The organism is Lysinibacillus sp. FSL P4-0201 (assembly GCF_038593425.1).
In the GTDB taxonomy this organism is placed as follows: Bacteria; Bacillota; Bacilli; order Bacillales_A; family Planococcaceae; genus Lysinibacillus; species Lysinibacillus capsici.
On the sequence record NZ_CP151995.1, the window covers coordinates 303,899 to 325,790 of the forward strand.

Consider the following 21,892-nt stretch of genomic DNA (forward strand, 5'->3'; position numbering starts at 1 on the left):
TGTTCAAATTATTAACATTACTCAATAGTGCGTAAGGATGTAAATTATTATGCTAATAGAAAAGGAAGTGTTTCTATTGAAAATCGTTCGTCTTGCCTTCTTCATATTATTCTTAAGTTTAGCTTTTGTATCGATTAAACTTTCAATTAAAACGGATGAAAGGAATTATGATTGGCGTAATAACTCTGATGGTACAGTGACAATTATTCATTATAATGGTCCACATATTGAGTTTCCCTTTCCAAGCCGTTTAAATGGCAAAAAAGTTGCTAAAGTAAGCTCAGGAATTTTTGAGAAAAGGGATATTTACAGCTTTTTACCGAAAGTTTATTAGTTAAAGACGTACCCTGTGTCAAAAAAAGAAATGTATTGTCTTTCTCATCATTTTCTAATTAGACTTTCACCACTTGTATCGTATACGATGAAAAGAAAAGGCGAAGGACGGATTCGACATGACACATCGAATTTTAATTATAGAAGATGAAGAGAATATTGCGAGAGTGCTACAACTGGAGCTTCAATTTGAAGGATATGAGGCAGCAATGGCACATACAGGAGCAGAAGGCTTACTACAATACCGTGAGCAACAATGGGATTTAATTTTACTTGATATCATGCTACCTGAGATGAGCGGTATTGATGTGCTAAAGCGTATTCGTGCAACAGAATCCCAAACACCTGTTATCATGCTAACTGCTAAAAGTGAAGTAGAGGATAAGGTAAAGGGCTTGGATTTAGGAGCCAATGATTACGTGACAAAGCCTTTTGAAATTGAGGAGCTACTGGCACGAATTCGCAATGCATTACGGTTTTCGCAGAAGGTAAATCCAAAGCAAGTTGCACTTACATTTGGCCATTTATCGATAAACGAGCAAACAAGAGAAGTTGTATATTTTGATAAGGAAATTCAGCTGACACCTCGTGAGTATGATTTGTTGTTCTATTTACTAAAGCATCCAAAACAAGTACTGACAAGGGAGCAAATATTAGAGGCTGTATGGGGCTATGATTATTATGGGGATACAAATGTTGTGGATGTTTATATACGTTATGTACGGCAAAAGCTTGAGGCTGCTAATCCAACTCCTCTTATCCAGACAATTCGAGGTGTTGGATATGTGCTAAAGGAACATAGTTATGAGACTTAAAACAAAAATTCATCTACTAACAACATTGCTTATGCTAGTTATTATAGTGGCAACAAATAGTGGAATTTATTTGTTGTATGAGAAATTTGCCTATGATACGGAATATAATCAGCTCCAGTCACGGGCAAATGAGTTAAGCTCTACACTGAGTCAGTTAAATGCACAAACCAACCTACAGCAAGTATTAAGAGCTTATATGCCAACAGATGGTGCTGTTTATATTTATGATGGTGAACGCTTGAAAACAAAGGTTCAAGCTTCTCTTGAAATGCAAGAAGTCCCTGCCATTACCTTCACTATGCCTGCTATTTGGATCGACGGAACGGTGGTGGACATAACCTTACAGCAATCTATGGAAGAAGTAGAACGGACATTAGATTTGTTAAAGGTCATCTTAGTTGTTGTATCTTTTGTTGCAACGATTCCAATTTTCCTAGCGAGCTTGGTACTTGGGCGACTTATTTTATTACCGCTAGAACGTTTAAATGAGACCATGCACAAAAGTGCATCTACTGGGAAATATGAAAAAATAGATACTACAGAAAAAGGTGGGGACGAGTTAATAAACATTAACCGCACTTTTAATATAATGATGGAGAAGCTTGAACAGCATTATCAAAAGCAACAAGAATTTGTATCAAATGCCTCTCACGAGTTAAAAACTCCTATAACTGTCATTGAAAGTTATGCAAAACTACTCCTAAGAAGGGGTTTTGATAATCGTGAGGTTGCTCAGGAATCCTTACAAGCCATTGCCAATGAATCATCTCGTATGCATGAAATGGTGTTGCAATTGCTAGAGCTAGCTAAAAACAAAGAGCAATTGGACGTTCATTTCGAACAACTAGAGCTTGCCCCTTTCTTAAATAAAGTAGCTTCACAAATGGAACAGGCTTATCATCGAACATTTAGAATTGATGCGCAGATACCAAAATTTATTTATAGTGATGAAAAAATATTGAAGCAACTACTTTTTATTTTGCTGGATAATGCTAGGAAATATAGTGAGGATGAAGTACGTATTCAAGCCACTGAAACAACCAACCATGTACGTATTACCATCCAAGATTTTGGTATTGGTATTCCAGTCGAGCATATTCCTCATTTGTTTGAGCGTTTCTATCGTGTAACAGAGGATCGTAATCGTAAAACAGGTGGTTCAGGGCTAGGGCTAGCAATTGCACATGAACTGGCACAACAATTAAGTATAACGATAGATGTGAAAAGTAAGCTAGGGGAAGGCTCAAGCTTTACTTTATGTATACCAAAGGAGGGACAGCAATGAAAAAGTGGATGTTAGTAATTGTTGTTATTATCCTTCTTTGTAGTGGAGTAATTTGGTTTGTTCAACATCGTTATTTTTACGTTCAACCTCTTAGTGAAGCGCAGGCTATTCGGCATATTGAGACTATCTACAATGGTCATGTTACACAGGTTGAAAAACAAGGAAATACCTTTGAAATGCTTTTTACGCGTGACGATGTCAAGTATGCAGCTATACTCGATGTTACGACACAACAGGTGACTGATCTAATCCTGAAAGAAGGACATAGTAAATTACTATTAACAGAAAAGCAGATCAGACAAATGGTTAAAAAGGAATATGGAGATGTAGAAAGCGTTATGCTTACAGACTCCATTTACACTGTACGTGTTGAAAATGAGGAAATTCAAAAGGATTTAACGTTTGATGGTTATACTGGCGAACTACTGGCTGAGAAAAAGGTTGAGCCACAAGAACAACCTATCGAAGAGCCTATTATTACTGAGCAACAGGCCATTCAAATAGCCCTTAAGCAATTAAAGGGTGAAGTGGATTCAGTTGATTTTGAAGAAACCTCAGAGGGTGGTTACTATTTAATTGAGATTGAAACGCAGGAGGACGAAGCTACATTTCAAATTCATGCTGTTTCAGGAAAAGTACTGTCTGTAACATGGGATGACGATCATTAAATCATTCTCATGAAATTCTAATGTTCCTCTTATAGTTCTATCATCTTCACTTGGTAAGCTAAGTTTAGATAAAACAAAGGAGAGATGAACATGAAAAAAATGATCATGATTCCAGCACTAGTAATTACACTGGGAGTGGGTGCAGCGATTGGCTCGACGACTTTATTATCAGGAAATGCCCAAGAAAAAAAGGTCTTATCCATGCAGGAAATTGAGAAGAAAGCTCTAGCGGTAGTGGATGGTACAGTTGCCAATATCGAATTTGACCAAAATCAGTTTAGCTCTATTTATGAAGTAGAGGTGTATACAGATACAGAAGAATATGATTTAAAATTTGATGCTTATAGTGGAAAATTACTCAAGCAGAAAAAGGAACGTCTAGATGACGATGATTGGGATGATCATATTCCTGCTACGACTGCTACAACAAAAATAATTACAAAAGAGCAGGCTATCAAGACAGCCCAAACAAAAGCAAAGGGTAAAGTGACAAAAATTAAGCTTGATGATGGTGTATATGAAATTGAACTGAAAGACGGTCAATATGAATACGAAGTAGATGTGGATGCAGTCTCTGGGAACATTATCGACTTTGAACAAGGCTTTGATGACTAATATAATGAGCTGTCTTGAAGGTAGAATATACCTTTAAGGCAGTTTTTATTGTTTATATTGTGGGTATTGACTAGGTATTCAGGAAATTTTCTTTAAGAAGCGATTATTTATATGTTCAAAAAAGCCTATGCTTTTACTCAAAAAAGAGAAAAATTTTCTTCTTTACTTTTTCAATTAGCAGGCGTAATATGACATCATTATAAAAGTTTCAAATTTCTAAATCGCTGAAGCAACTAAACGCGGGGGAACCAATTTTGATGGATGGCATAGCCATTCTTGGGGTGAATCTCTTCCTTGTGGAGGAGTAGGGCTACTCAGGCCCGAATCCGACAGCTAACCTCGTAAGCGTTAAGAGCAGAAAAGTGGAGCTTGGCAGACGGATGAGCGTCTACAAGTCTTATTTAGTGATGACTTGTAGGCGTTTTTTGATGTAATTTAGAAAGGCGAAACACATTCTATGAAACTAGAAGGTGTTTATCAATGAAATCCTCATTCAAACGTTATGTAATCGGCAAACCATTAAGATCCGATGCGTTAGGGGAACAAAAGCTCAGTAAAACAAAGGCACTGGCCATATTATCGTCAGATGCATTGTCATCAGTAGCCTATGGACCAGAACAAATTTTAATTGTCCTAATGACGGTAGGTACAATGGCGTTTTGGTATTCTTTACCTATTGCCGCTGGAGTGGTTATTCTACTCGTGGCACTGATTTTATCCTATCGTCAAGTTATCTTCGCCTATCCACATGGGGGAGGCGCCTATGTCGTATCACGAGAAAATTTAGGCGTGAATGCAGGTCTTGTTGCAGGGGGTTCTTTGCTTGTTGATTATATTTTAACGGTAGCAGTAAGTGTGTCGGCCGGGACAGATGCCATTACATCTGCATTTCCAAGTCTTCATGCTTATAATGTACCCATTACTATTATATTTGTGATTTTCTTAACGATTTTAAACTTGCGAGGTGTAACAGAGTCAGCCTCTATCTTGGCGTACCCAGTTTATCTATTTGTAGGCGTTATGCTGTTGCTAATCGGGATTGGGCTCTATAATGTGGCAACTGGACAGGTGCCTGCAGAGCTACATCCAAAGATTGGCACACCAGTGGCAGGGATTAGCCTATTTATTTTATTAAAGGCATTTGCTTCAGGAAGCTCAGCGTTAACAGGAGTAGAGGCTATTTCTAACGCCATACCTAATTTTAGAAATCCTGCTCCAAATAATGCTGCTAAAACGCTTTTAGCAATGGGTGCCATTTTAGCCGTTTTATTCATCGGGATTGTTAGTCTAGCTTATTTTTATGGCGTTGCACCAACAGCAGAAGCAACAGTCGTTTCCCAACTAGCAGAAGCTAGTGTTGGTCGGAATTTTCTTTATTATATTGTACAGGGCACAACGGCAATGATTTTAGTACTTGCCGCAAACACAGGATATTCAGCATTTCCCTTGCTTGCTGTAAATTTATCGAAGGATGGTTTTATCCCACGAATCTTCCAAATTCGTGGGGACCGTCTTGGCTATTCAAATGGTATTTTAATGCTAGGTATTGCAGCCATTTTTTTAATTATACTTTTTGACGGGGCCACAGAGCATTTAATTCCGCTCTATGCAGTAGGCGTATTTATTCCCTTTACATTAGCGCAAACGGGAATGATGAGAAAATGGTGGCGCGAAAAACCTAAAGGCTGGGTAGCAAGATTTACAATCAATACAATTGGAGCTGCTATCTCTTTCATCGTGGCAATGATGTTTTTTGTGACAAAAATGCCTCAAGTATGGCCAGTGTTTATCTTTTTACCAATTATTATTTTTGTATTCCATCGCATTAAGCAACATTATCAAGCTGTTGGAGAACAGTTAAGATTAAATCATGAGGAACTGGCTACTATTGAGGGGAATGTTTTTATTGTGCCAGTAGCTGGTATAACAAAGGTGGTTGAAAACTCTCTACATTATGCCAAATCACTTAAGGTTGATAAAGTGATAGCCTTTTACGTAGCTTTCGATCAAGCAGATGCAAAAGCTTTTGAAGAGAAGTGGAACGTTTGGCAACCTGATGTACGATTAGTTACCTACTATTCACCATATCGCAGCATTACACAGCCATTAATTAAATTTATTGATAAAGTAGAACATCAATGTACGAAGACAGGTCATAAAGTAACAGTTGTTATCCCTCAATTCTTGCCGAAAAAAGGATGGCATCATATGCTACACAACCAATCGAGTCTTCTCATTCGTACATCACTGTTATTTCACAGAAATGTCGTCATTATGACAGTACCGTTCCATTTATCAAAATAATGCTAGCAAGCTAGAAAATAGTCTGTTATAATCAGTACGTTGATTGAAAACACGAACGTTTACAATTAAAAAGTTCCGAAATACCATTAAATTCCGAAAAATTAAACTTTTTTTGGTGAGAGATAGTAGCCCTTACCGAATAAAGTGATAAATTGGTTATTCTGATAGTTTCATACAAATCCACTCATATAATAGCGAGAATAGGGCTCGCAAGTTTCTACCGATTTACCGTAAATGAATCGACTATGGGTAGCAATGCTTTTAGAGAACTTCAATTTTAATGATGTTTTCTATTCATTTCGACGTTTTTGCGCTGAATGCTTTGCTCCACTCGTAGCAGAATGGAATCAAAGTATTCAGCGTTTTTTTATAATTTTTTACGAAAGAAGGATATGAAAGAAATGAAGTTATTACAAGACAAAATTATGCAAGAGGGTAAAGTATTATCTTCATCCGTATTAAAAGTTGATTCATTTTTAAACCATCAAATTGATCCGATGCTAATGAAGGAAATTGGTCATGAATTTGCAAATCGTTTCTCTGATCAAGTGATTACAAAGATTTTAACAATAGAATCTTCAGGTATTGCCCCATCCGTGATGTTAGGCTTAGAAATTGGCGCGCCTGTCGTATTTGCTCGTAAACGTAAATCATTAACTCTTTCAGATAACCTTTATTCTTCAAAGGTACATTCATTCACAAAAAATGAAACAAATGAGATCTCTGTCTCACGTAATTTCTTAAGCGAAGATGACAATATTTTAATTGTAGATGATTTCTTAGCCAATGGTGAGGCTGTCAAAGGCTTACTTGATATTGCTGCACAAGCGGGTGCGAATGTTGTGGGAGTTGGAATTGTTATTGAAAAGGGCTTCCAAGATGGCGGAAAATTATTGCGTGAGCAAGGTGTTCGCGTTGAGTCATTAGCAATTGTAGATTCTCTTGAAGATGGCAAAGTAACATTTGCTACGGAGGCTCGCGCGTAATGAATACCTTTAAATCGACTGCGCTAGCGATTCAACATTTACTTGCAATGTATGCTGGAGCCATCTTAGTGCCACTGATTATCGGGGGGGCAATTGGCTTCGATTCAACACAAATGACGTATTTAGTAGCGATTGATATTATGATGTGCGGGATCGCTACACTTTTACAGGTTTATTCAGGTAAATTCATTGGTATTGGCTTACCTGTAGTACTTGGCTGTACATTCACAGCGGTAAGTCCAATTATTGCGATTGGTACAAACCCAGAGCAGGGTATTACGGACATTTATGGTTCTATTATTGCCTCTGGTGTAATTGTAATGATAATTGCGGGCTTCTTCGGCAAGCTTGTGAAATTCTTCCCACCAGTCGTAACAGGGTCAGTTGTTTCAATTATCGGTATTTCCTTATTACCAGTAGCATTAAACAATATGGCAGGTGGACAAGGTGCTGAGGATTTTGCCTCTGCTTCTAATGTAGCTTTAGCCTTTATTACATTGGTTGTCATTTTAGTCGTTTATCGCTTTTCTACGGGCTTTGTTCGTGCTATTTCTATTTTAATAGGATTAGTAGTAGGTACTGTTTTAGGTGCCTTCATGGACAAGGTGGATTTCACCCCAGTTGCAGATGCTAATGTATTTCACATGGTACAACCTTTCTACTTTGGCATGCCAACATTTGATGTAACGGCGATTATTACCATGACACTTGTAGCAATGGTATCTTTAGTAGAATCATCTGGTGTCTATTTTGCGCTAAGTGATATTTGTAATAAAAAATTAGATTCAAAAGATTTGGCTCGTGGCTACCGTTCAGAAGGTCTAGCTTCAGTAATCGGTGGTATTTTCAATGCCTTCCCATACACAACATTCTCACAAAACGTGGGATTAACGCGTATGTCTGGCGTAAAAGACCGTAAAGTCATTTACATCACAGGTGGTTTACTAGTAGCACTTGGCTTCCTACCAAAAATCGCAGCATTAACAACGATTATTCCAACGTCTGTACTAGGTGCGGCAATGCTTGCGATGTTCGGTATGGTGATTACACAAGGTATGGGAATGCTTGTACCTGTTATGAATGAATCAGCGGAAAACGCAATGATTGCTGCGATTGCAGTAAGTTTAGGTGTCGGTGTATCAGTGGTTCCTGGCATTTTTGATGCACTGCCAACAAGCGTTTCAATCTTAACGTCAAATGGTATTGTTTGTGGTTCAGTCACAGCGATTATCCTAAATATTTTATTCAACATGATTGGGCCAAAGCATAAAAAAGACCCGATGCACGGGGAAGTATAAAAAGATAATTAAATAATATTCATCTAAATATTTTACATATTTTCATGAAAAGAAAGTGTCACCTACTTTTATCTATTGATTTAGATTTGAGGGGGTGTCACTTTTTTGTTGTTATGGATTGTATGTTTTAAACTATAGATTATGATTTTAGTTAAAATTTGTTCCGTTAAAATAACTTTAGACTGTCATAAGAAATGTTTAACATTAGACTAAAAGGGAATTTAAAATAGAGTTGTTGAAATCGCATGTAACTCTCTCTTTCAACATATACTTATATAAAACTACTCTCAGAAAGGTCTAGCACAAATGCAAAGTATTGTTTTAATTTTAATCCTACAATTAGTATATGTACCTTTTTTAACATTACGAACAATATTTTTGGTAAAGAATATCACATTTCTTGCAGCGATATTTGGTATGCTGGAGATGTTGGTGTATGTATTTGGCCTTTCACTCGTTTTCAGTGGGAAGCAAAGTATGTTATCTATGGTTGTCTATGCAGTTGGGTTTGGATTAGGTATATTTTTAGGAGCAAAAATAGAACGAAAGCTAGCGATAGGCTATGTTTATACAACCATTAATACGCAAAATAAGAATGAAGAGCTTGTGAAATTTCTTCGCCACGAAGGGTTTGCAGTCACGATTTATATAGGAGAAGGGCGAGATAGTAACCGCTATAAATATGAGATCTTAACGAAGAGGAATCGTGAAGGAGAGCTCTTTCAAATAGTAGAGCAATTTGAGCCGAATGCGTTTATTATCTCGTATGAGCCTAAATCATTTAAGGGCGGCTTTTTACTTGCTCGTATGAAGGCCAAGCAAAAATAATATTCAATATGAGAGGACCTTCGCTAAAAGTGAAGGTCCCTTTTTACATTTTTGTTTCAACCCAGTTTTTGAATAAGTCATAATCTGTATAGACGGTTTCTTTGTAACTCATTGCTTGTAAAATTGTATGTTCTATAAATACATTCCGTTCTTTACCGATCGCTTTTAAAATCTCCTCCTCGCTGTGATAGGTAAAAACATGAGAATAATCGATGTCAGCTCGTGCATGTATTTTAGCGGCAATTTTCCCCATAAGTGATGTTGTTGTAAAGTAATCCTCTACATCCTTATAGTTTTTAGGCTTAATCTTCTTTTTATAAGGAGAACGTTCTCGAATATAAAATTCCTGACCATTCATTGTAATAAAGGCTAAATGTGGATCCTCTAAGTGGTGCATGGCTTTTTGAGTTCCAACTACTCGTGCTCCTTGGTGCTCATAATGAGCCCAAAACAGATCCTGATAGGGAAGAAAGTAGGCAGGAATGGCTGTGCGTACTTCTTTCATTTCTAACACTAAATTTTCAACCCCTGATGCACCCTTTTCATCTTCCACTAAAATATAGTAACGTTTTAAACCGATTGAAGCTGTACCAGAGCCATACTTATAAGCTATGTCCCTAATTTTATATGTAGAAAGTGCGTTTGAAATGGCACTGTATTCCTCAGCAGTGACTGGTTGAATTTCTTCATTCCATAAGAAAGCACGCTCGCCGTCTTCATTGAGATACGTAATATCCTGTAAAAAATGGGATCGTTGGCGTTTCTCAAGCTTTTTCAATAACCTCTTTGCGGGTCCTTTGGTATTGTTCTTTGTGAAAATGAGTGTTAGAGGATCATCCTGTTTACGCTCAAATCGTTTTAGTTGATTGATATAACTATTAAGAAAATGTTGAATAGCCGTTTCTTGGGTTGTCTTATGTAAGCCTTGTTCTTCTAAATAAAGTGCAATACTAATACTCATACGAATAATATCGTATAAATATGAACCGACATAGCCCTCATCGAAATCATTGACATCAAAAACAATGGAGCCAGCTTCATTTTGAAAAGCACCGAAGTTATCCATATGCATGTCACCTTGAATCCAAGTCGGTTTTCTATCAGGAGTATGGAAGATTGAAGCGGATTTTGTCATATCAAAATAAAAGAGATAGGCACTTCCACGGAAAAAGCGAAAAGGACTTTCAAGCATTTTACGGTATTTCTCCAAGCGCTGTACCTCTGTTAAGCGCATTCGTTGACCATCAAACTCTTCAAAGATTGTTTCCAATTGTTCTTGTCTTAAAAAAGTTCTAGTATGTTTAACTTGTTCCAATAAAGCATGCTCCATATCATAATCCCCTTTGTTAATTTAAAATTTATCTGTATATACGGAAATAAATTGAATAAGTTTCGAAGAAATTTAGCAAATACACTCGATAAAAATGGCTAATCATCTAAGGTTATTTCATAACATGTTCAATAACCTATTTTCATACTATAAGACATGCATAGACACGGAGGGGGGTTGTATGTATTTCTTTACAAAAAGTCTAGTCATTATAATAGGAAGTATTTCATTGTCGTTAGGAATAAACTTATTTTTAACGCCCTATGAAATTTTAGATGGGGGAGTAGTAGGGTTAGCGCTAATTTTACATTATTTATATAAGCTCCAAATTGGTTTAATGATTATTATCATTAGTATTCCAATTTTTATTATTGCGTGGTTTAAATATAAAACCTATTTTTACAATAGTATACATGGCTTACTAACGTCTTCCTTCATTATCGATTTTTTAAAGCCTGTCCGCAATCTTGTGCAAATTGATGCGCTCTATAGTGCCATTCTTGGAGGAATACTTGTAGGCTTTGGTATTGGTCTAATGCTGCGATTTCAGACAAGCACAGGGGGGACTGACTTGATAGCACAATTTATCTGTGATAAAACGGGTATCAATGTTGGGATATTAATATTTTTTATTGATTCCATCGTGATTGTTATAGGCGGCTTCCTCCTATCAACCTCGACCTTGCTATTATCTATAATTACAGTGCTAGTTGTGGGGATTACGACAAGCATTATTACTAGTCGAGTTTAATAAACATAAAAAAAGTTCCAGTATAAACTGAAACTATTTGGGGATCTGATTATCGAGTGCTTTCATTAGCTTCTTTTTTGGATGTGCGGGTTTCACTTCGGCAATTAGTATAGCTAGTAAAATAAGGACGGCACCAACGACCATACGGCTTGTTAGCATTTCATGCAAGAAGATAACGGATAAAACCATGCCGAAAAAAGATTCCGTTGATAGTATAATCGCAGCCTTTGTGGCAGTTGTATATTGATTGGCCACATTCTGGAAAAGATAAGCTATTGTCGTAGAAAAAATCCCTAAATAAACAAGCGAGTAAATTGCCTCTTTTTCAAGCGACGTAGGAATTTCACCTTGACTAATGACAACGAGAACACCTATAAAGGATGCTGTGAGAAACTGAATAATAGTTAGAGCAATGGCATCTTCTTTTTGAACAAAAAGGTTTGTACAAAAGATATCAAAGGCAAAAGCAACAGCACAAGCTAATGATAGGGCATCACCTATATTCATTGTCAATGAGCCTTGTAATGATAAAAAGCCAATGCCCACAATTGCCATTATCGAACCAATGATTTCGTAGCCATCGATACGCCGTTTATAAACTGCATATGCTATTAAAGGAACAATAATGACATTAACTGCGGTTAAAAAGGCATTTTTAGATGGTGTTGTATATTGCAGTCCGACTGTTTGAAGGGCAAACGCTATATACAAAATCGTACCTAATAAAGCTCCCTTCCAAATCACTGATCTCGAAGCCTTTTTTAAGCGGGCGCCAAATAAAACGGTTAATATGATTGAAGCTAATAAAAATCTGCCAGCCATTACTTGATAAGCTGTTAAATATTCTAGAGCAATGGCCGTTACAACAAATCCACTACCCCACACGATTGCAGTAACTAATAACATGCCATCAGCTATGTAAGTTTTCATGTGTTCTTCCTCCTAACTTCAATAGAATAGCATAAGAGAGAAGAAAAGAATTTGATTTTATTTCTAAATATTCAGGCGTTTTTTTGTACTTATTCCAAAGCGATTAGTCACTGTTCATTTTGCTATGTAATAAGTACAATTTAACGGCTGCAGCTAGGCGTTCATAAAAAACATAATCATTATCTATGGGTGCTACTAGCTGACGTATTTTAGCCATACGATAGCGAATTGTATTTGGATGACAGAATTGTGCTACAGCAACTTCCTTAATATTTCCTTTTTTAATGATATAAGTTATGGCGGTCTCCATTAAGTCTGGATCAGCCTTATCATCAAGTAAAGGGGCTAAAAAGGAGGTAACATAGTCCATAGCGAATGTTGCATCTTTACGGTATAACTCGATTAATAAACAATTAGACGCGAGATTCTTATAATGACAGCTAGGGAGCATATCGATTTCAGCGAAAATATTGGCAAAAAAAGCTTCGCGTAATGCCATTGGGAATCCAGTCTGGGTATCATTACAACTGCTATAGCCGAAAGTGATTGTATCAGTGGGTATGGCATATAATGCTAGCCATTCATGTAAAACCCTTTCAAATTGGAATTGCTGAGATGGATGTGTCATGATGATAAATAGACTTTTTTTATAAGAACAAATCATACCCGATTTTAATAGTGGCTCCAACGAGTAAAAGGGCTGCATCCAGTTCGGATGGATTGTGTCACCAACTCGTAAATTTGCTATAAATACATATCTTTCAAAGGGCTTATTGAGCTGTTGTAAAATGGATTTGATTTGCTCCTGTGTTACATCTTCCTCCATTAACCTTCGTAAAATCGTCTCTAAAAAGTAGGAATAATCCTGTGTCTTAGCATAAGCCATTGTTTCTAAAATGATTTTTTCAAAAAACTCATCTCCACCAAAGCGCAATATAGGGAAATTATGCTGCTCTGCATACGACAAAACTTCTTCAGGTAATTCCTTAAAAATAACAGGCTTATAGGCTAAAGCACTCGCCCCAAGCTCAATTAGATTTTTAACAGCATTGAATAAATACTCAGGCTTTTGCTTTGCAAATAATAAACTACTTAACACAACACTGTTGGGGGTAAAGATAGTATCCCTGACATGGTGGATATCAGGTGAAAATTCAAAGTCTAATATTTCTACATTTTGAACAGCTTTATTTAAGCCGTTGTGACCAGCAATAACAGTGAAGTCTTTTGTAATAGGTAGTTGTAAAAATTTTTCTACATTCATGAATGGATCATTGCCTTTCCTGTAGTAAGCTTCTAGCTTCTATTATAAAATTACTTGTTCATAAAAAACCATTACTATGAATGCTAGCAGGTTTCCCCCACAAAAAAATCTGCTCATTCAGTGGTATACCGTGAAGTGAGCAGATTTCTAGTGCTTATCGTTTAGATATTAGCAAAAATATTTGGTTTTCTATTTCTCTGTGGATTTGCTTGCTCAACAGCATAGCCTACATTTAAAATGCGTCCTTCTTTAAAGGCTGGGCCAATAATTTGTAGACCTATTGGTAAGTTTCCTTTAAAGCCACAAGGAACCGAGAGGGCAGGTAAGCCTGTTAAGTTACTAGGGCCTGTAAAGCGGATAATATTATCAATTAAATCTACTTTTTGACCGTTTAACTCTGCAAAATCATCCCCAATTGTACTAGCTATAACAGGTAGGGTAGGGGAAATGAGCACATCTACCTTATTAAAAATCTCTGTAAACTCCTGCTTGATTTGACGACGTACCTGCTGAGCCTGCAAGTAATCGACTGCAGAAGGCAACTCACCAAGCTCAAATAGCAGACGAATATCGTCACCAAAATCTTGTGGTCTCTTTTGTAAATCTGAATGGTGTATAGCTGCTGCCTCTGAAAGAGACGTCACAAGCTCTGCCCATTCTGCATATTGTAGGGAAGGAATACGCACCACTTCTACTTTAGCGCCTGAATCCACTAAGCTTTGAATACTTGCTCTAACAGCCTTCTCTACATCAGCATCAACATTATTAAAGAAATATTCTTCATTGATACCAATCACTAGATCTTTGATATTGCCAGTAAGCTGCTTTTCATAGTTGTCTACTGGAACATTCACGCAAGTAGGGTCTCGATGATCAAAACCAGCAATGACTTCGAGCAAGCCCGCTGCATCCTTAACTGTCTTTGTCATCGGACCAATATGGTCTAAGCTCCATGCTAGCGGGTAGCAGCCGTATTTACTTACACGACCGTGTGTAGGTTTTAAACCTACAATGCCGCAAGCAGACGATGGAATTCGAATAGAGCCTGCTGTATCTGTCCCTAGTGAAGCAACACTTGCTCCAGCTGCAACAGCCGCACCAGAGCCTCCACTTGAACCACCAGGAATTTTATCTAAGTCCCATGGGTTACGAACAGGGCCGTAATGAGGGTTGTTATTGGTAATTCCCCATGCATATTCATGCATACTTAATTTCCCAGTGAAAATAACACCAGCATCACGTAGCTTTTCAACCACTGTCGCATCATAATCAGAAACGAAGTCCTTATGAATTTTTGAGGACATCGTTGTTATTTTATCTTTAAAATACAAGTTGTCCTTTAAGGCCATAGGTATCCCATGATACATACCCTTATAATGACCTTGGAGAATCTCCTGTTCAACTTCTTTTGCCCTTGCTAAGGCTTCTTCCCGATAAAAAGCCATATAGGAATTAATTTTAGGCTGACTTTCCTCAGCAAAATCTAAAATAGCTTTCGTTAATTCCACGGGAGATAGCGACTTTGATGCAAGTAAAGGTGCCAACTCTTCAACAGATTTTAAATGTAAATCAGTTGTCAATGTGATCACCTCCAGGAATACTACGTACGGCGATGTCTGCATCATCGATCGCAATACCTTCTAAATTGCTGCGAAGTGACTGCATACCTTCCCAGCGTGTTTTTAATAGTTCAAGGTGTTCAGGTTTCGGTGTAATTCCTTTGTTCTCCAATAATTGTTGAATAGACAAGCTCATTAACAGGATCCTCCCTTGAATAATTTTTATCTAAATAGGTTTTCCTATTAAGACCAATACAGTAAAAACACAAAAAAATATAATAGGTAATATAAACCTATTATTACAATCATACACTAATATCATTTTATATCAAATAAATTATTTGTAATAGTTTTAATATTGTGAAATATTAACTAGAAAAGAGTTTTGTTAAAACCTATTACTGGAACTTGCTCTTTTTACATTCGATTCACAGTCTGTTTACAATCAAAGCGTACAATGAACCATAATAACCAATTGAAGAGGTGCAGGGATGGAGTCTGTAGTGGGACAAAGTATAAAAACAAGTAATATATTTTCTTTTTTTAAATATTTATATGGTCAGCATCAAAGTAGTTCGTTATATATGAAACGTTTAAAGGCATTGAAACAAATTATTCAACATAACGATTTACATACATACTTTCAACCTATTGTAGATTTACAGTCACAGCAAACAATAGGATTTGAAGCCTTAAATCGACCATTACCCTCAACATTATTTAACAGTGTGGACCAGTTTTACGAGTTTGTAGGACAAACAGATTGCGTTTTTTTATTTGAATGTTTTTGTAGAAATCTTTCCTTGAAACGTTTCAAGGAACGTTTACACAAAGACTTGGTGAATAAAAACTTTTTAGTGTTCCTTAATATACATCCGAATGTTTTATTAGATAAAAAATATCACAGTGGCGAAACACTACAATTATTGAAGGAGCTTGGAATCAAACCTCAGCAAGTGGTTTTTGAACTAACTGAGCGAAGTGCAGTAATAGATTTTGTGGAGTTTGAACGTGTATTATCGCATTATCGATCACAGGGCTATCGCATTGCCGTAGATGATGTAGGATCAGGTTATAATAGTTTAAAAACGCTCATCTATTTAAAGCCGGAATTTATTAAGCTAGACCGTTCATTAATTCAATTCATAGACCAAAATAGTGAACAACAGCAGCTCGTCACATTGTTAATGAAATATGCTGAACAAGCCAATACTAAAATCATCGCTGAAGGGATTGAAAGACAAGAAGAGCTTGATTATCTCCATCGTATTGGCATTCATTATGCACAGGGATATGCGATAGGAAAGCCTGCAAAGGAAATATATATGGGGAAAATAAGGGTGGGTGACCATGAAGATAGGGGAAGTCATTGAGAAAGTTCCATGTATTGATGAATTTGTGAAAAATAAAGAATTAGATGTACTTTTTACAAGTAATCCATCGTTGCGTAGCGTTGTTGTTGTGCGTGATGAAAAACCAATTGGACATATTACACGCACACATTTCTATCAAAAAATCGGTACTCGGTATGGCTATCATTTATTAATGGAACGTCAAAATCAGCTGATGATAAAGAAAAATCCTTTAATCGTTGATCGTAATACACCGATCACAGAGGTTAGTACATTAGCTATGGCTAGACCTCCTGAGGATTTATATGATGATGTCATCGTTACGAAAAACAATCTTTATTATGGCATGGTTAGTATTCGAGAGTTATTGTTAAAGCTCGTTGATACACAAGTAGCCATTGCAAGCTTCCTGAATCCATTAAGTAGTCTTCCAGGCAATAAATTAATCGATGAAAAATTAGAAGAAGCATTACAGCTATCGCAATATAGTTTAATCTATTTTGATTTAGATCACTTTAAATCCTACAATGACACATATGGCTTTAATAAAGGCGATAAAATTTTACGGTATTTAACAGAAATACTAAAAAGACATATCTGCGGCGTAGAGGATTTTTTAGGACATATTGGTGGAGATGATTTTGTAGCCATTCTACCTTATTACGAGGTAGAAAAGATGTGTCAAAAAATTATTGATGACTTTGATGCCAACATACTTAGTTTTTACGAGTTAGAGGATCTAGCATATGTTCAGGTAGCTAATAGATCTGGCGAACTGGAACCTTTAACATGCACATCTTTATCTATTGCCGTTATTACGAATGAATATCAGTATTTTGACTCTGTGGAACAATTATCCAATGCGGTAACACATGTAAAAAAGCAGTGTAAAAAAATAGCTGGTAGTTGTTACCTCATTAATAAACAACAAAATTATTTTGTTCATTAGCAAACTATGTTAGATTTGTGGAACTAATATGTAAAATATATGAAAATTTAAATAAAATTGATATATATTTTGGTTACAGGAGGTTTAGATGGATTCAAGAAGACTGCACATTTGGCAACCCGTCACTTGCTTAGAAAGAGCCCAAATCATTAATGCCACATTGAATTATACAGATCGAGGGCTCTGCTTAACATTAATAGATCGAAACAATACAGAAGTTGATATTATCTATGATAAGATGTCTCCTATTCAAGATTATGTTTGGTCTTTTCGCTATACTGGAGAAATCCCACGATCTGATTTAGTAGACATGGTCACTGAAGCCATGACCCAAGAACAATCTAAAAATTCTTCAGCAGAATGGTTTTATAAAATGAGCAATTCAGATTATATAGAATGGTTTGATCAACTCCCGTGGATTGGAAGCAAAGAAATTCCTACCGTAGAACATCATATCTACTGCTATAATGACGGTGTGTTTGACATCATTAGTGACTACGAACCAAGATTTGTAATTAGAAATAATGCTTAAAAGGCTGCCCCTGCACTGTTAAAAACTAACAGTATAGGGGCAGTTACTCATTTGTCACCAAATGTAGTGGCATTGATTAAAATAGCTATACATTTACAAACATTTTTTATGAGCTTTTCCGTGATTAATCCATTGCCAGAGGATGATTGTTACGCCATTTTTCGGGGTATAATCCTTAGCAAGAAAGCATTTTGTTATAGGAATTTATTAATCTTAATAAAACATACTTGAATTATAGGGATTATAGGTATATAATTCGATTACATTATTATAAAACATCTTAGGAGGCATTCCATTGTCGAATTTACAAATCATTCTTAACGTAGCAGTGTTACTTGTGTTCGTTGGAATTTTATATGTTATGAATAAAAAGCACGTTAAGTTTTCTAATCGTGTTTTTGCCGGTTTAGGCTTAGGGATTGTACTTGGTCTTGGACTTCATTTTATTTATGGTCTCGATTCTGAAGTATTAGCCAAAACAACATCTTGGTACAATATTATCGGTACTGGGTATGTTAAACTGCTCCAAATGGTAGCAATGCCATTAGTATTTATCTCCATTTTAATTGCATTTACTAAAATGAAGATTGGTAAAAATTTCGGAAAAATGGCAGCACTTATTTTAGCCATTTTAATCGGTACAACAGCCGTTTCGGCAGCTGTAGGTATTCTTTCTGCAACAGTCTTTGATTTAGATGCAACACAAATTTTACAAGGTGACGCAGAAACTGCACGTGGTCAATACCTTGAAGAAAAAACAACGGGCTTAGCAGCTCCTGATTTACCAACACAAATTATTGAGTTATTCCCAGCAAATCCGTTCCTTGATTTAACGGGTGCTCGTTCTACTTCAACGATTGCGGTTGTAATTTTCTCAGCATTCCTTGGTTTTGCTTATTTACGTGTGGCACGTAAGGATGAGGGAACAGCAGCTACAATTAAAAAAGGCTTGGATGCCATCTATGCCCTTGTAATGGGTGTTGTAACAATTGTATTACGCTTAACGCCATATGGAATTCTAGCGATTATGGCTCGTACGGTAGCAACATCTGATTTTGGAGCTATCTATAATTTAGGTAAGTTTGTTATTGCTTCTTATGTAGCTCTATTTATTGTTTTAATTGTACACTTATTAATCATTACAATAAGTGGTTTAAATCCATTTACGTATTTGAAAAAATCGGCAGAAACATTATTATTCGCCTTTACATCACGTTCTAGTGCTGGTACTTTACCGATGAATATTAAAACGCAAACAGGTCGTCTTGGAGTATCTGAGGGGATTGCAAACTTCTCAGGCTCATTCGGATTATCAATCGGTCAAAATGGTTGTGCAGGTGTATATCCTGCGATGTTAGCCATTATGATTGCACCAACAGTCGGCATTAATCCACTTGACCCTGTGTTCATTATTACAGTTATTGCAGTAGTAGCAGTTAGCTCATTTGGTGTAGCTGGTGTTGGTGGTGGTGCAACATTTGCAGCTATCCTTGTATTATCAGCACTTGATTTACCAATTGCTCTAGCAGGTGTATTAATCTCTGTTGAGCCTTTAATTGATATGGGTCGTACAGCGTTAAATGTAAGTGGTTCAATGACTGCTGGTGTTACAACAGCGCGTATTACTAAAGAATTAGATACAGAAATGTATAATAATAAAGAATTAGGTGCTCAAGTAGCAGACCTATAAGATCAAAAAAGCCCCGTTAAAGTTTTAACTTTAACGGGGCTTCAGCTTTATACGATTTTTACATAAAAATCTTTACCGTTGATTAATTCGGATATCTCAATATTATAATTTTGTTTATAGTACTCATAAATATTGTAGGCTAAACCGGAGTGTCCATTCAAATAGGTTCCCTTTTTAATCTCTTTACGTGGATTATGGAAATCAAAATATAAGCGTGAATCATGACTCATTGTATTTAAAATAGCAAGAAATTCTTGTTCTTCAATATGAATTCCCCGTGTATACCGACATTCTCTACGATACGTATCATGTGACACATTTACGGGAGAAGCTTCAAGAATCATTTCAATATGTTTATTCAAATGATGACAGCTCCTTTCAAATTATAGGTAAAAACCATAAGAACAATCAGCTTTTATTACTTCTAGTATATAATTGTCAGAAAATTATATCAATATTTTTCTACCAGTTTTGCTGTTGAATTTCTTCAGCTATTAATTGTAAGTCATAGGCAGTTACTGTTAAAAGATTATAATCATGGGACTCCATATATTTTTCTGCAAGCCGTTTGATATATTTGGGTGAACCCTCATTTTCTTCATCATAAATTAATAAAAGTCCATCTGTATTTTGGATAATAAATTTGTCCTTCTCAATAAATTGCCAAGGAGCTTCATAGGGTTTTTTGGTCACGCTTGTGACAAAATCAGCTTGGGCAATTAATGCTTGATACTTTTCTTTTTTATGATCTTGCCAATTTTTCTCTTGCTCTAAAAAAGGTGTGATCACGGCGTATTTTAAAAGTGGGAATTCTTTTTTTAACATTAAAACAACTTCAGCACTCCAAGTTTCTACGCCCTGCTGACCGCTGATAATAACCCATTCGAGTCCTTCATCAAGCAGTGTACGTAGATGAGCTTCCAGTGCTTTCTTTATGATGACAATACCAGGATGTTTATCATTAAAGATACCAAGCTCATGTGGTTTATAGCCAGTAATCATAATACGATGTAACAACAAAATACCCCCTAGGCTGTATAGTTGTAATACTAGTATACAGCAAGGAGGCAAATGAAATCGATATTGTCTATGAAAAGGCAAATAGTGTTAAAATTACTGCTACAGCTGCACAAATGCCTAAAAACCACCATGAGTCTGTAAAGTCTTCTTTTGTGTCACTATTCATAAAAAATATTCCTTTCTAATTTGCTTGTTTGAGGGGTTTTATTTTACTTGACCAGTCCAAGACCAATTTGTCCATATTCGTAAAATTGTTTCAAATGGACCACGTTTAAATTTCTTTAAATAGGCAAGGCTGAAAACACATTGCAGGCTATAAACAACGATTCCGAAAAGGATTCCGCCAAAGACCCCTAATTTGCCATATAAGCCAAGGCCATAGCCATAAAAAACAGTTGTACAAATGATGGTTTGTAGTAAATAATTGGTTAGTGATAGTTTGCCAACGCTCTCAAATGCAGGAGCCAGTAGTTGAACTGGACGGGTGTTATAAATGTATGCTGCGAGGCAAACATAGCCAATCGCTAATAACTGGGAGCCGCCCATTAATAAAATAGAAGAAAATGCACTTTTACTTTCTATAAAACTTACACTTTTACATACGAGTCCTATAGGTACAAGGAGAGCACCTAGCTTATACCATTTCATTTCCTTATTCATCTCCACGAAGGCTTGCTTCTTAGCAAGCGCCATCCCAAACAGGAATAGTGGTGCGTAGAACATAGGTGCAAAAATTAATATAATGAAAATAAATGAAGAATCATCCATTCCTGGTACTTCGGCATTAGCTCTAAAATCAAAAATTTCTAAGTAGCTGCCGTTAGCGTAAACATCATCCGCTTGCTCGATGTATGTGTCTATCTCTTTTTGTTCTTTTTTAGACGTTTCCATAGAGCCGTATGTTAACGCCGTAGTTAGTACAAATAGGATACCAGCCCAAATAAATAAAGTTTTTGGTTTACGATTAATAAATGGGATTAAAAATAACATCATACAACCATAAGAAAATAGAATATCGCCTTCCCACAATAAAATAGAATGTAATAAGCCAAGGGCAATTAATCCTGTTGCACGACGTAAAATAGACCAACGGCTTTTATTCTTTTTTCTGCGGATGGATTCAATTAATTTAATAAGTGAGAAGCCGAATAAAATAGTGAAGATGGGCATAAAAGAGCCTTCAATCACAACTTTTACAAAATATAAAGCCCCGTTATCTAAGGTAGAAAGATTTTTTAATTCATCTTTGCCATACATCCCGAATTGGAAGATTAGCAAATTTGCCATTAAGATGCCAAATAAACTAAATCCACGCATTGTATCAATGAAAGTAACACGATTAGTTGTCATTGCGTTTTATCTCCTTAATTGGTTATCTTATAC

General features: G+C 36.3%; 22 protein-coding genes and 2 riboswitches. Of the genes, 14 read left to right on the top strand and 8 right to left on the bottom strand.

The genetic code is table 11. The annotated features are described in order from the left end of the window. The first annotated feature begins 49 nt into the window (after nucleotides 1–49). The 9 genes from MKY76_RS01440 (at nucleotide 50) to MKY76_RS01480 (ending at nucleotide 9,132) form a co-directional block, all read left to right on the top strand. Nucleotides 50–334, top strand: a complete 285-nt coding sequence (locus MKY76_RS01440; protein ID WP_048391923.1) for a hypothetical protein — start codon at nucleotides 50–52, stop codon at nucleotides 332–334. Between the two features lie 118 nt (nucleotides 335–452). Then, nucleotides 453–1,148, top strand: a complete 696-nt coding sequence (locus MKY76_RS01445; RefSeq protein WP_342557292.1) for a response regulator transcription factor — start codon at nucleotides 453–455, stop codon at nucleotides 1,146–1,148. Continuing rightward, nucleotides 1,138–2,433, top strand: a complete 1,296-nt coding sequence (locus tag MKY76_RS01450) for a HAMP domain-containing sensor histidine kinase (protein ID WP_342557293.1) — start codon at nucleotides 1,138–1,140, stop codon at nucleotides 2,431–2,433. The genes MKY76_RS01445 and MKY76_RS01450 overlap by 11 nt, the downstream gene beginning before the upstream one ends. After that, on the top strand, nucleotides 2,430–3,101 hold the full coding sequence (locus MKY76_RS01455; RefSeq protein ID WP_342557294.1) for a PepSY domain-containing protein: 672 nt from the start codon (nucleotides 2,430–2,432) through the stop codon (nucleotides 3,099–3,101). The genes MKY76_RS01450 and MKY76_RS01455 overlap by 4 nt, the downstream gene beginning before the upstream one ends. Nucleotides 3,102–3,191: 90 nt before the next feature. Continuing rightward, nucleotides 3,192–3,716: a PepSY domain-containing protein gene (locus MKY76_RS01460; RefSeq protein WP_054548692.1), complete on the top strand. Its 525-nt coding sequence runs from the start codon at nucleotides 3,192–3,194 to the stop codon at nucleotides 3,714–3,716. Between the two features lie 212 nt (nucleotides 3,717–3,928). Then, nucleotides 3,929–4,078, top strand: a riboswitch (cyclic di-AMP (ydaO/yuaA leader). 118 nt (nucleotides 4,079–4,196) lie between these two features. Next, nucleotides 4,197–6,020: an APC family permease gene (locus tag MKY76_RS01465; protein ID WP_342557295.1), complete on the top strand. Its 1,824-nt coding sequence runs from the start codon at nucleotides 4,197–4,199 to the stop codon at nucleotides 6,018–6,020. Nucleotides 6,021–6,184: 164 nt separating this feature from the next. After that, nucleotides 6,185–6,286: riboswitch (purine riboswitch) on the top strand. A gap of 135 nt (nucleotides 6,287–6,421) precedes the next feature. Further along, complete coding sequence (locus MKY76_RS01470) at nucleotides 6,422–7,006, top strand: xanthine phosphoribosyltransferase (RefSeq protein WP_048391917.1); 585 nt, start codon at nucleotides 6,422–6,424, stop codon at nucleotides 7,004–7,006. Next, nucleotides 7,006–8,304 carry a nucleobase:cation symporter-2 family protein gene (locus tag MKY76_RS01475; RefSeq protein ID WP_288582794.1) on the top strand — a complete coding sequence of 433 codons (1,299 nt, stop codon included), beginning with the start codon at nucleotides 7,006–7,008 and terminating at the stop codon, nucleotides 8,302–8,304. Before MKY76_RS01470 ends, MKY76_RS01475 begins: the two co-directional genes overlap by 1 nt. Before the next feature lie 306 nt (nucleotides 8,305–8,610). Beyond that, on the top strand, nucleotides 8,611–9,132 hold the full coding sequence (locus MKY76_RS01480) for a DUF2179 domain-containing protein (protein ID WP_048391915.1): 522 nt from the start codon (nucleotides 8,611–8,613) through the stop codon (nucleotides 9,130–9,132). 43 nt (nucleotides 9,133–9,175) lie between these two features. On the opposite strand, the gene MKY76_RS01485 is transcribed toward MKY76_RS01480, so the two are convergent. Beyond that, on the bottom strand, nucleotides 9,176–10,462 hold the full coding sequence (locus MKY76_RS01485) for a DUF2252 family protein (RefSeq protein WP_342557296.1): 1,287 nt from the start codon (nucleotides 10,460–10,462) through the stop codon (nucleotides 9,176–9,178). A gap of 181 nt (nucleotides 10,463–10,643) precedes the next feature. On the opposite strand from MKY76_RS01485, the gene MKY76_RS01490 reads away from it, so the two are divergent. Further along, nucleotides 10,644–11,213, top strand: a complete 570-nt coding sequence (locus MKY76_RS01490) for a YitT family protein (RefSeq protein WP_048391911.1) — start codon at nucleotides 10,644–10,646, stop codon at nucleotides 11,211–11,213. Between the two features lie 33 nt (nucleotides 11,214–11,246). On the opposite strand, the gene MKY76_RS01495 is transcribed toward MKY76_RS01490, so the two are convergent. The 4 genes from MKY76_RS01495 to MKY76_RS01510 form a co-directional block, all read right to left on the bottom strand. Continuing rightward, on the bottom strand, nucleotides 11,247–12,143 hold the full coding sequence (locus MKY76_RS01495; protein WP_112117095.1) for a DMT family transporter: 897 nt from the start codon (nucleotides 12,141–12,143) through the stop codon (nucleotides 11,247–11,249). A gap of 103 nt (nucleotides 12,144–12,246) precedes the next feature. After that, nucleotides 12,247–13,407 (bottom strand): PucR family transcriptional regulator, encoded by a 1,161-nt coding sequence (locus MKY76_RS01500; protein WP_342557297.1) that lies wholly within the window; start codon nucleotides 13,405–13,407, stop codon nucleotides 12,247–12,249. Between the two features lie 161 nt (nucleotides 13,408–13,568). Further along, nucleotides 13,569–14,987, bottom strand: coding sequence for an amidase (locus MKY76_RS01505; protein WP_342557298.1), 1,419 nt, complete (start codon nucleotides 14,985–14,987; stop codon nucleotides 13,569–13,571). Then, a complete protein-coding gene (locus MKY76_RS01510) occupies nucleotides 14,977–15,162 on the bottom strand; it encodes a hypothetical protein (RefSeq protein WP_009373346.1) in 186 nt (61 codons plus the stop codon). The genes MKY76_RS01505 and MKY76_RS01510 overlap by 11 nt, the downstream gene beginning before the upstream one ends. Nucleotides 15,163–15,457: 295 nt before the next feature. On the opposite strand from MKY76_RS01510, the gene MKY76_RS01515 reads away from it, so the two are divergent. From MKY76_RS01515 to MKY76_RS01530, 4 genes are all read left to right on the top strand, one after another. Then, nucleotides 15,458–16,339, top strand: coding sequence for an EAL domain-containing protein (locus MKY76_RS01515; protein ID WP_066038379.1), 882 nt, complete (start codon nucleotides 15,458–15,460; stop codon nucleotides 16,337–16,339). Next, a complete protein-coding gene (locus MKY76_RS01520) occupies nucleotides 16,317–17,267 on the top strand; it encodes a GGDEF domain-containing protein (protein ID WP_112117098.1) in 951 nt (316 codons plus the stop codon). Before MKY76_RS01515 ends, MKY76_RS01520 begins: the two co-directional genes overlap by 23 nt. Nucleotides 17,268–17,355: 88 nt before the next feature. After that, nucleotides 17,356–17,799 carry a hypothetical protein gene (locus MKY76_RS01525; protein ID WP_131522400.1) on the top strand — a complete coding sequence of 148 codons (444 nt, stop codon included), beginning with the start codon at nucleotides 17,356–17,358 and terminating at the stop codon, nucleotides 17,797–17,799. 295 nt (nucleotides 17,800–18,094) lie between these two features. Then, nucleotides 18,095–19,489: an L-cystine transporter gene (locus MKY76_RS01530; protein ID WP_342557299.1), complete on the top strand. Its 1,395-nt coding sequence runs from the start codon at nucleotides 18,095–18,097 to the stop codon at nucleotides 19,487–19,489. A gap of 47 nt (nucleotides 19,490–19,536) precedes the next feature. On the opposite strand, the gene MKY76_RS01535 is transcribed toward MKY76_RS01530, so the two are convergent. From MKY76_RS01535 to MKY76_RS01545, 3 genes are all read right to left on the bottom strand, one after another. Then, on the bottom strand, nucleotides 19,537–19,851 hold the full coding sequence (locus MKY76_RS01535) for a hypothetical protein (protein ID WP_112117099.1): 315 nt from the start codon (nucleotides 19,849–19,851) through the stop codon (nucleotides 19,537–19,539). 100 nt (nucleotides 19,852–19,951) lie between these two features. Continuing rightward, nucleotides 19,952–20,506 (bottom strand): DUF1273 domain-containing protein, encoded by a 555-nt coding sequence (locus tag MKY76_RS01540; RefSeq protein ID WP_066038383.1) that lies wholly within the window; start codon nucleotides 20,504–20,506, stop codon nucleotides 19,952–19,954. A 207-nt stretch (nucleotides 20,507–20,713) separates the two neighbouring features. Then, nucleotides 20,714–21,859, bottom strand: coding sequence for a DUF418 domain-containing protein (locus MKY76_RS01545; RefSeq protein ID WP_048391895.1), 1,146 nt, complete (start codon nucleotides 21,857–21,859; stop codon nucleotides 20,714–20,716). Between the last annotated feature and the right edge of the window lie 33 nt (nucleotides 21,860–21,892).

Excerpts from the sequence above, each read along its gene's own strand:
- MKY76_RS01440 (WP_048391923.1), top strand. The coding sequence starts at position 50 with ATGCTAATAGAAAAGGAAGTGTTTCTATTGAAAATCGTTCGTCTTGCC.
- MKY76_RS01445 (WP_342557292.1), top strand. The coding sequence starts at position 453 with ATGACACATCGAATTTTAATTATAGAAGATGAAGAGAATATTGCGAGA.
- MKY76_RS01450 (WP_342557293.1), top strand. The coding sequence starts at position 1,138 with ATGAGACTTAAAACAAAAATTCATCTACTAACAACATTGCTTATGCTA.
- MKY76_RS01455 (WP_342557294.1), top strand. The coding sequence starts at position 2,430 with ATGAAAAAGTGGATGTTAGTAATTGTTGTTATTATCCTTCTTTGTAGT.
- MKY76_RS01460 (WP_054548692.1), top strand. The coding sequence starts at position 3,192 with ATGAAAAAAATGATCATGATTCCAGCACTAGTAATTACACTGGGAGTG.
- MKY76_RS01465 (WP_342557295.1), top strand. The coding sequence starts at position 4,197 with ATGAAATCCTCATTCAAACGTTATGTAATCGGCAAACCATTAAGATCC.
- MKY76_RS01470 (WP_048391917.1), top strand. The coding sequence starts at position 6,422 with ATGAAGTTATTACAAGACAAAATTATGCAAGAGGGTAAAGTATTATCT.
- MKY76_RS01475 (WP_288582794.1), top strand. The coding sequence starts at position 7,006 with ATGAATACCTTTAAATCGACTGCGCTAGCGATTCAACATTTACTTGCA.
- MKY76_RS01480 (WP_048391915.1), top strand. The coding sequence starts at position 8,611 with ATGCAAAGTATTGTTTTAATTTTAATCCTACAATTAGTATATGTACCT.
- MKY76_RS01485 (WP_342557296.1), bottom strand. The coding sequence starts at position 10,462 with ATGGAGCATGCTTTATTGGAACAAGTTAAACATACTAGAACTTTTTTA.
- MKY76_RS01490 (WP_048391911.1), top strand. The coding sequence starts at position 10,644 with ATGTATTTCTTTACAAAAAGTCTAGTCATTATAATAGGAAGTATTTCA.
- MKY76_RS01495 (WP_112117095.1), bottom strand. The coding sequence starts at position 12,143 with ATGAAAACTTACATAGCTGATGGCATGTTATTAGTTACTGCAATCGTG.
- MKY76_RS01500 (WP_342557297.1), bottom strand. The coding sequence starts at position 13,407 with ATGAATGTAGAAAAATTTTTACAACTACCTATTACAAAAGACTTCACT.
- MKY76_RS01510 (WP_009373346.1), bottom strand. The coding sequence starts at position 15,162 with ATGAGCTTGTCTATTCAACAATTATTGGAGAACAAAGGAATTACACCG.
- MKY76_RS01515 (WP_066038379.1), top strand. The coding sequence starts at position 15,458 with ATGGAGTCTGTAGTGGGACAAAGTATAAAAACAAGTAATATATTTTCT.
- MKY76_RS01520 (WP_112117098.1), top strand. The coding sequence starts at position 16,317 with ATGAAGATAGGGGAAGTCATTGAGAAAGTTCCATGTATTGATGAATTT.
- MKY76_RS01525 (WP_131522400.1), top strand. The coding sequence starts at position 17,356 with ATGGATTCAAGAAGACTGCACATTTGGCAACCCGTCACTTGCTTAGAA.
- MKY76_RS01545 (WP_048391895.1), bottom strand. The coding sequence starts at position 21,859 with ATGACAACTAATCGTGTTACTTTCATTGATACAATGCGTGGATTTAGT.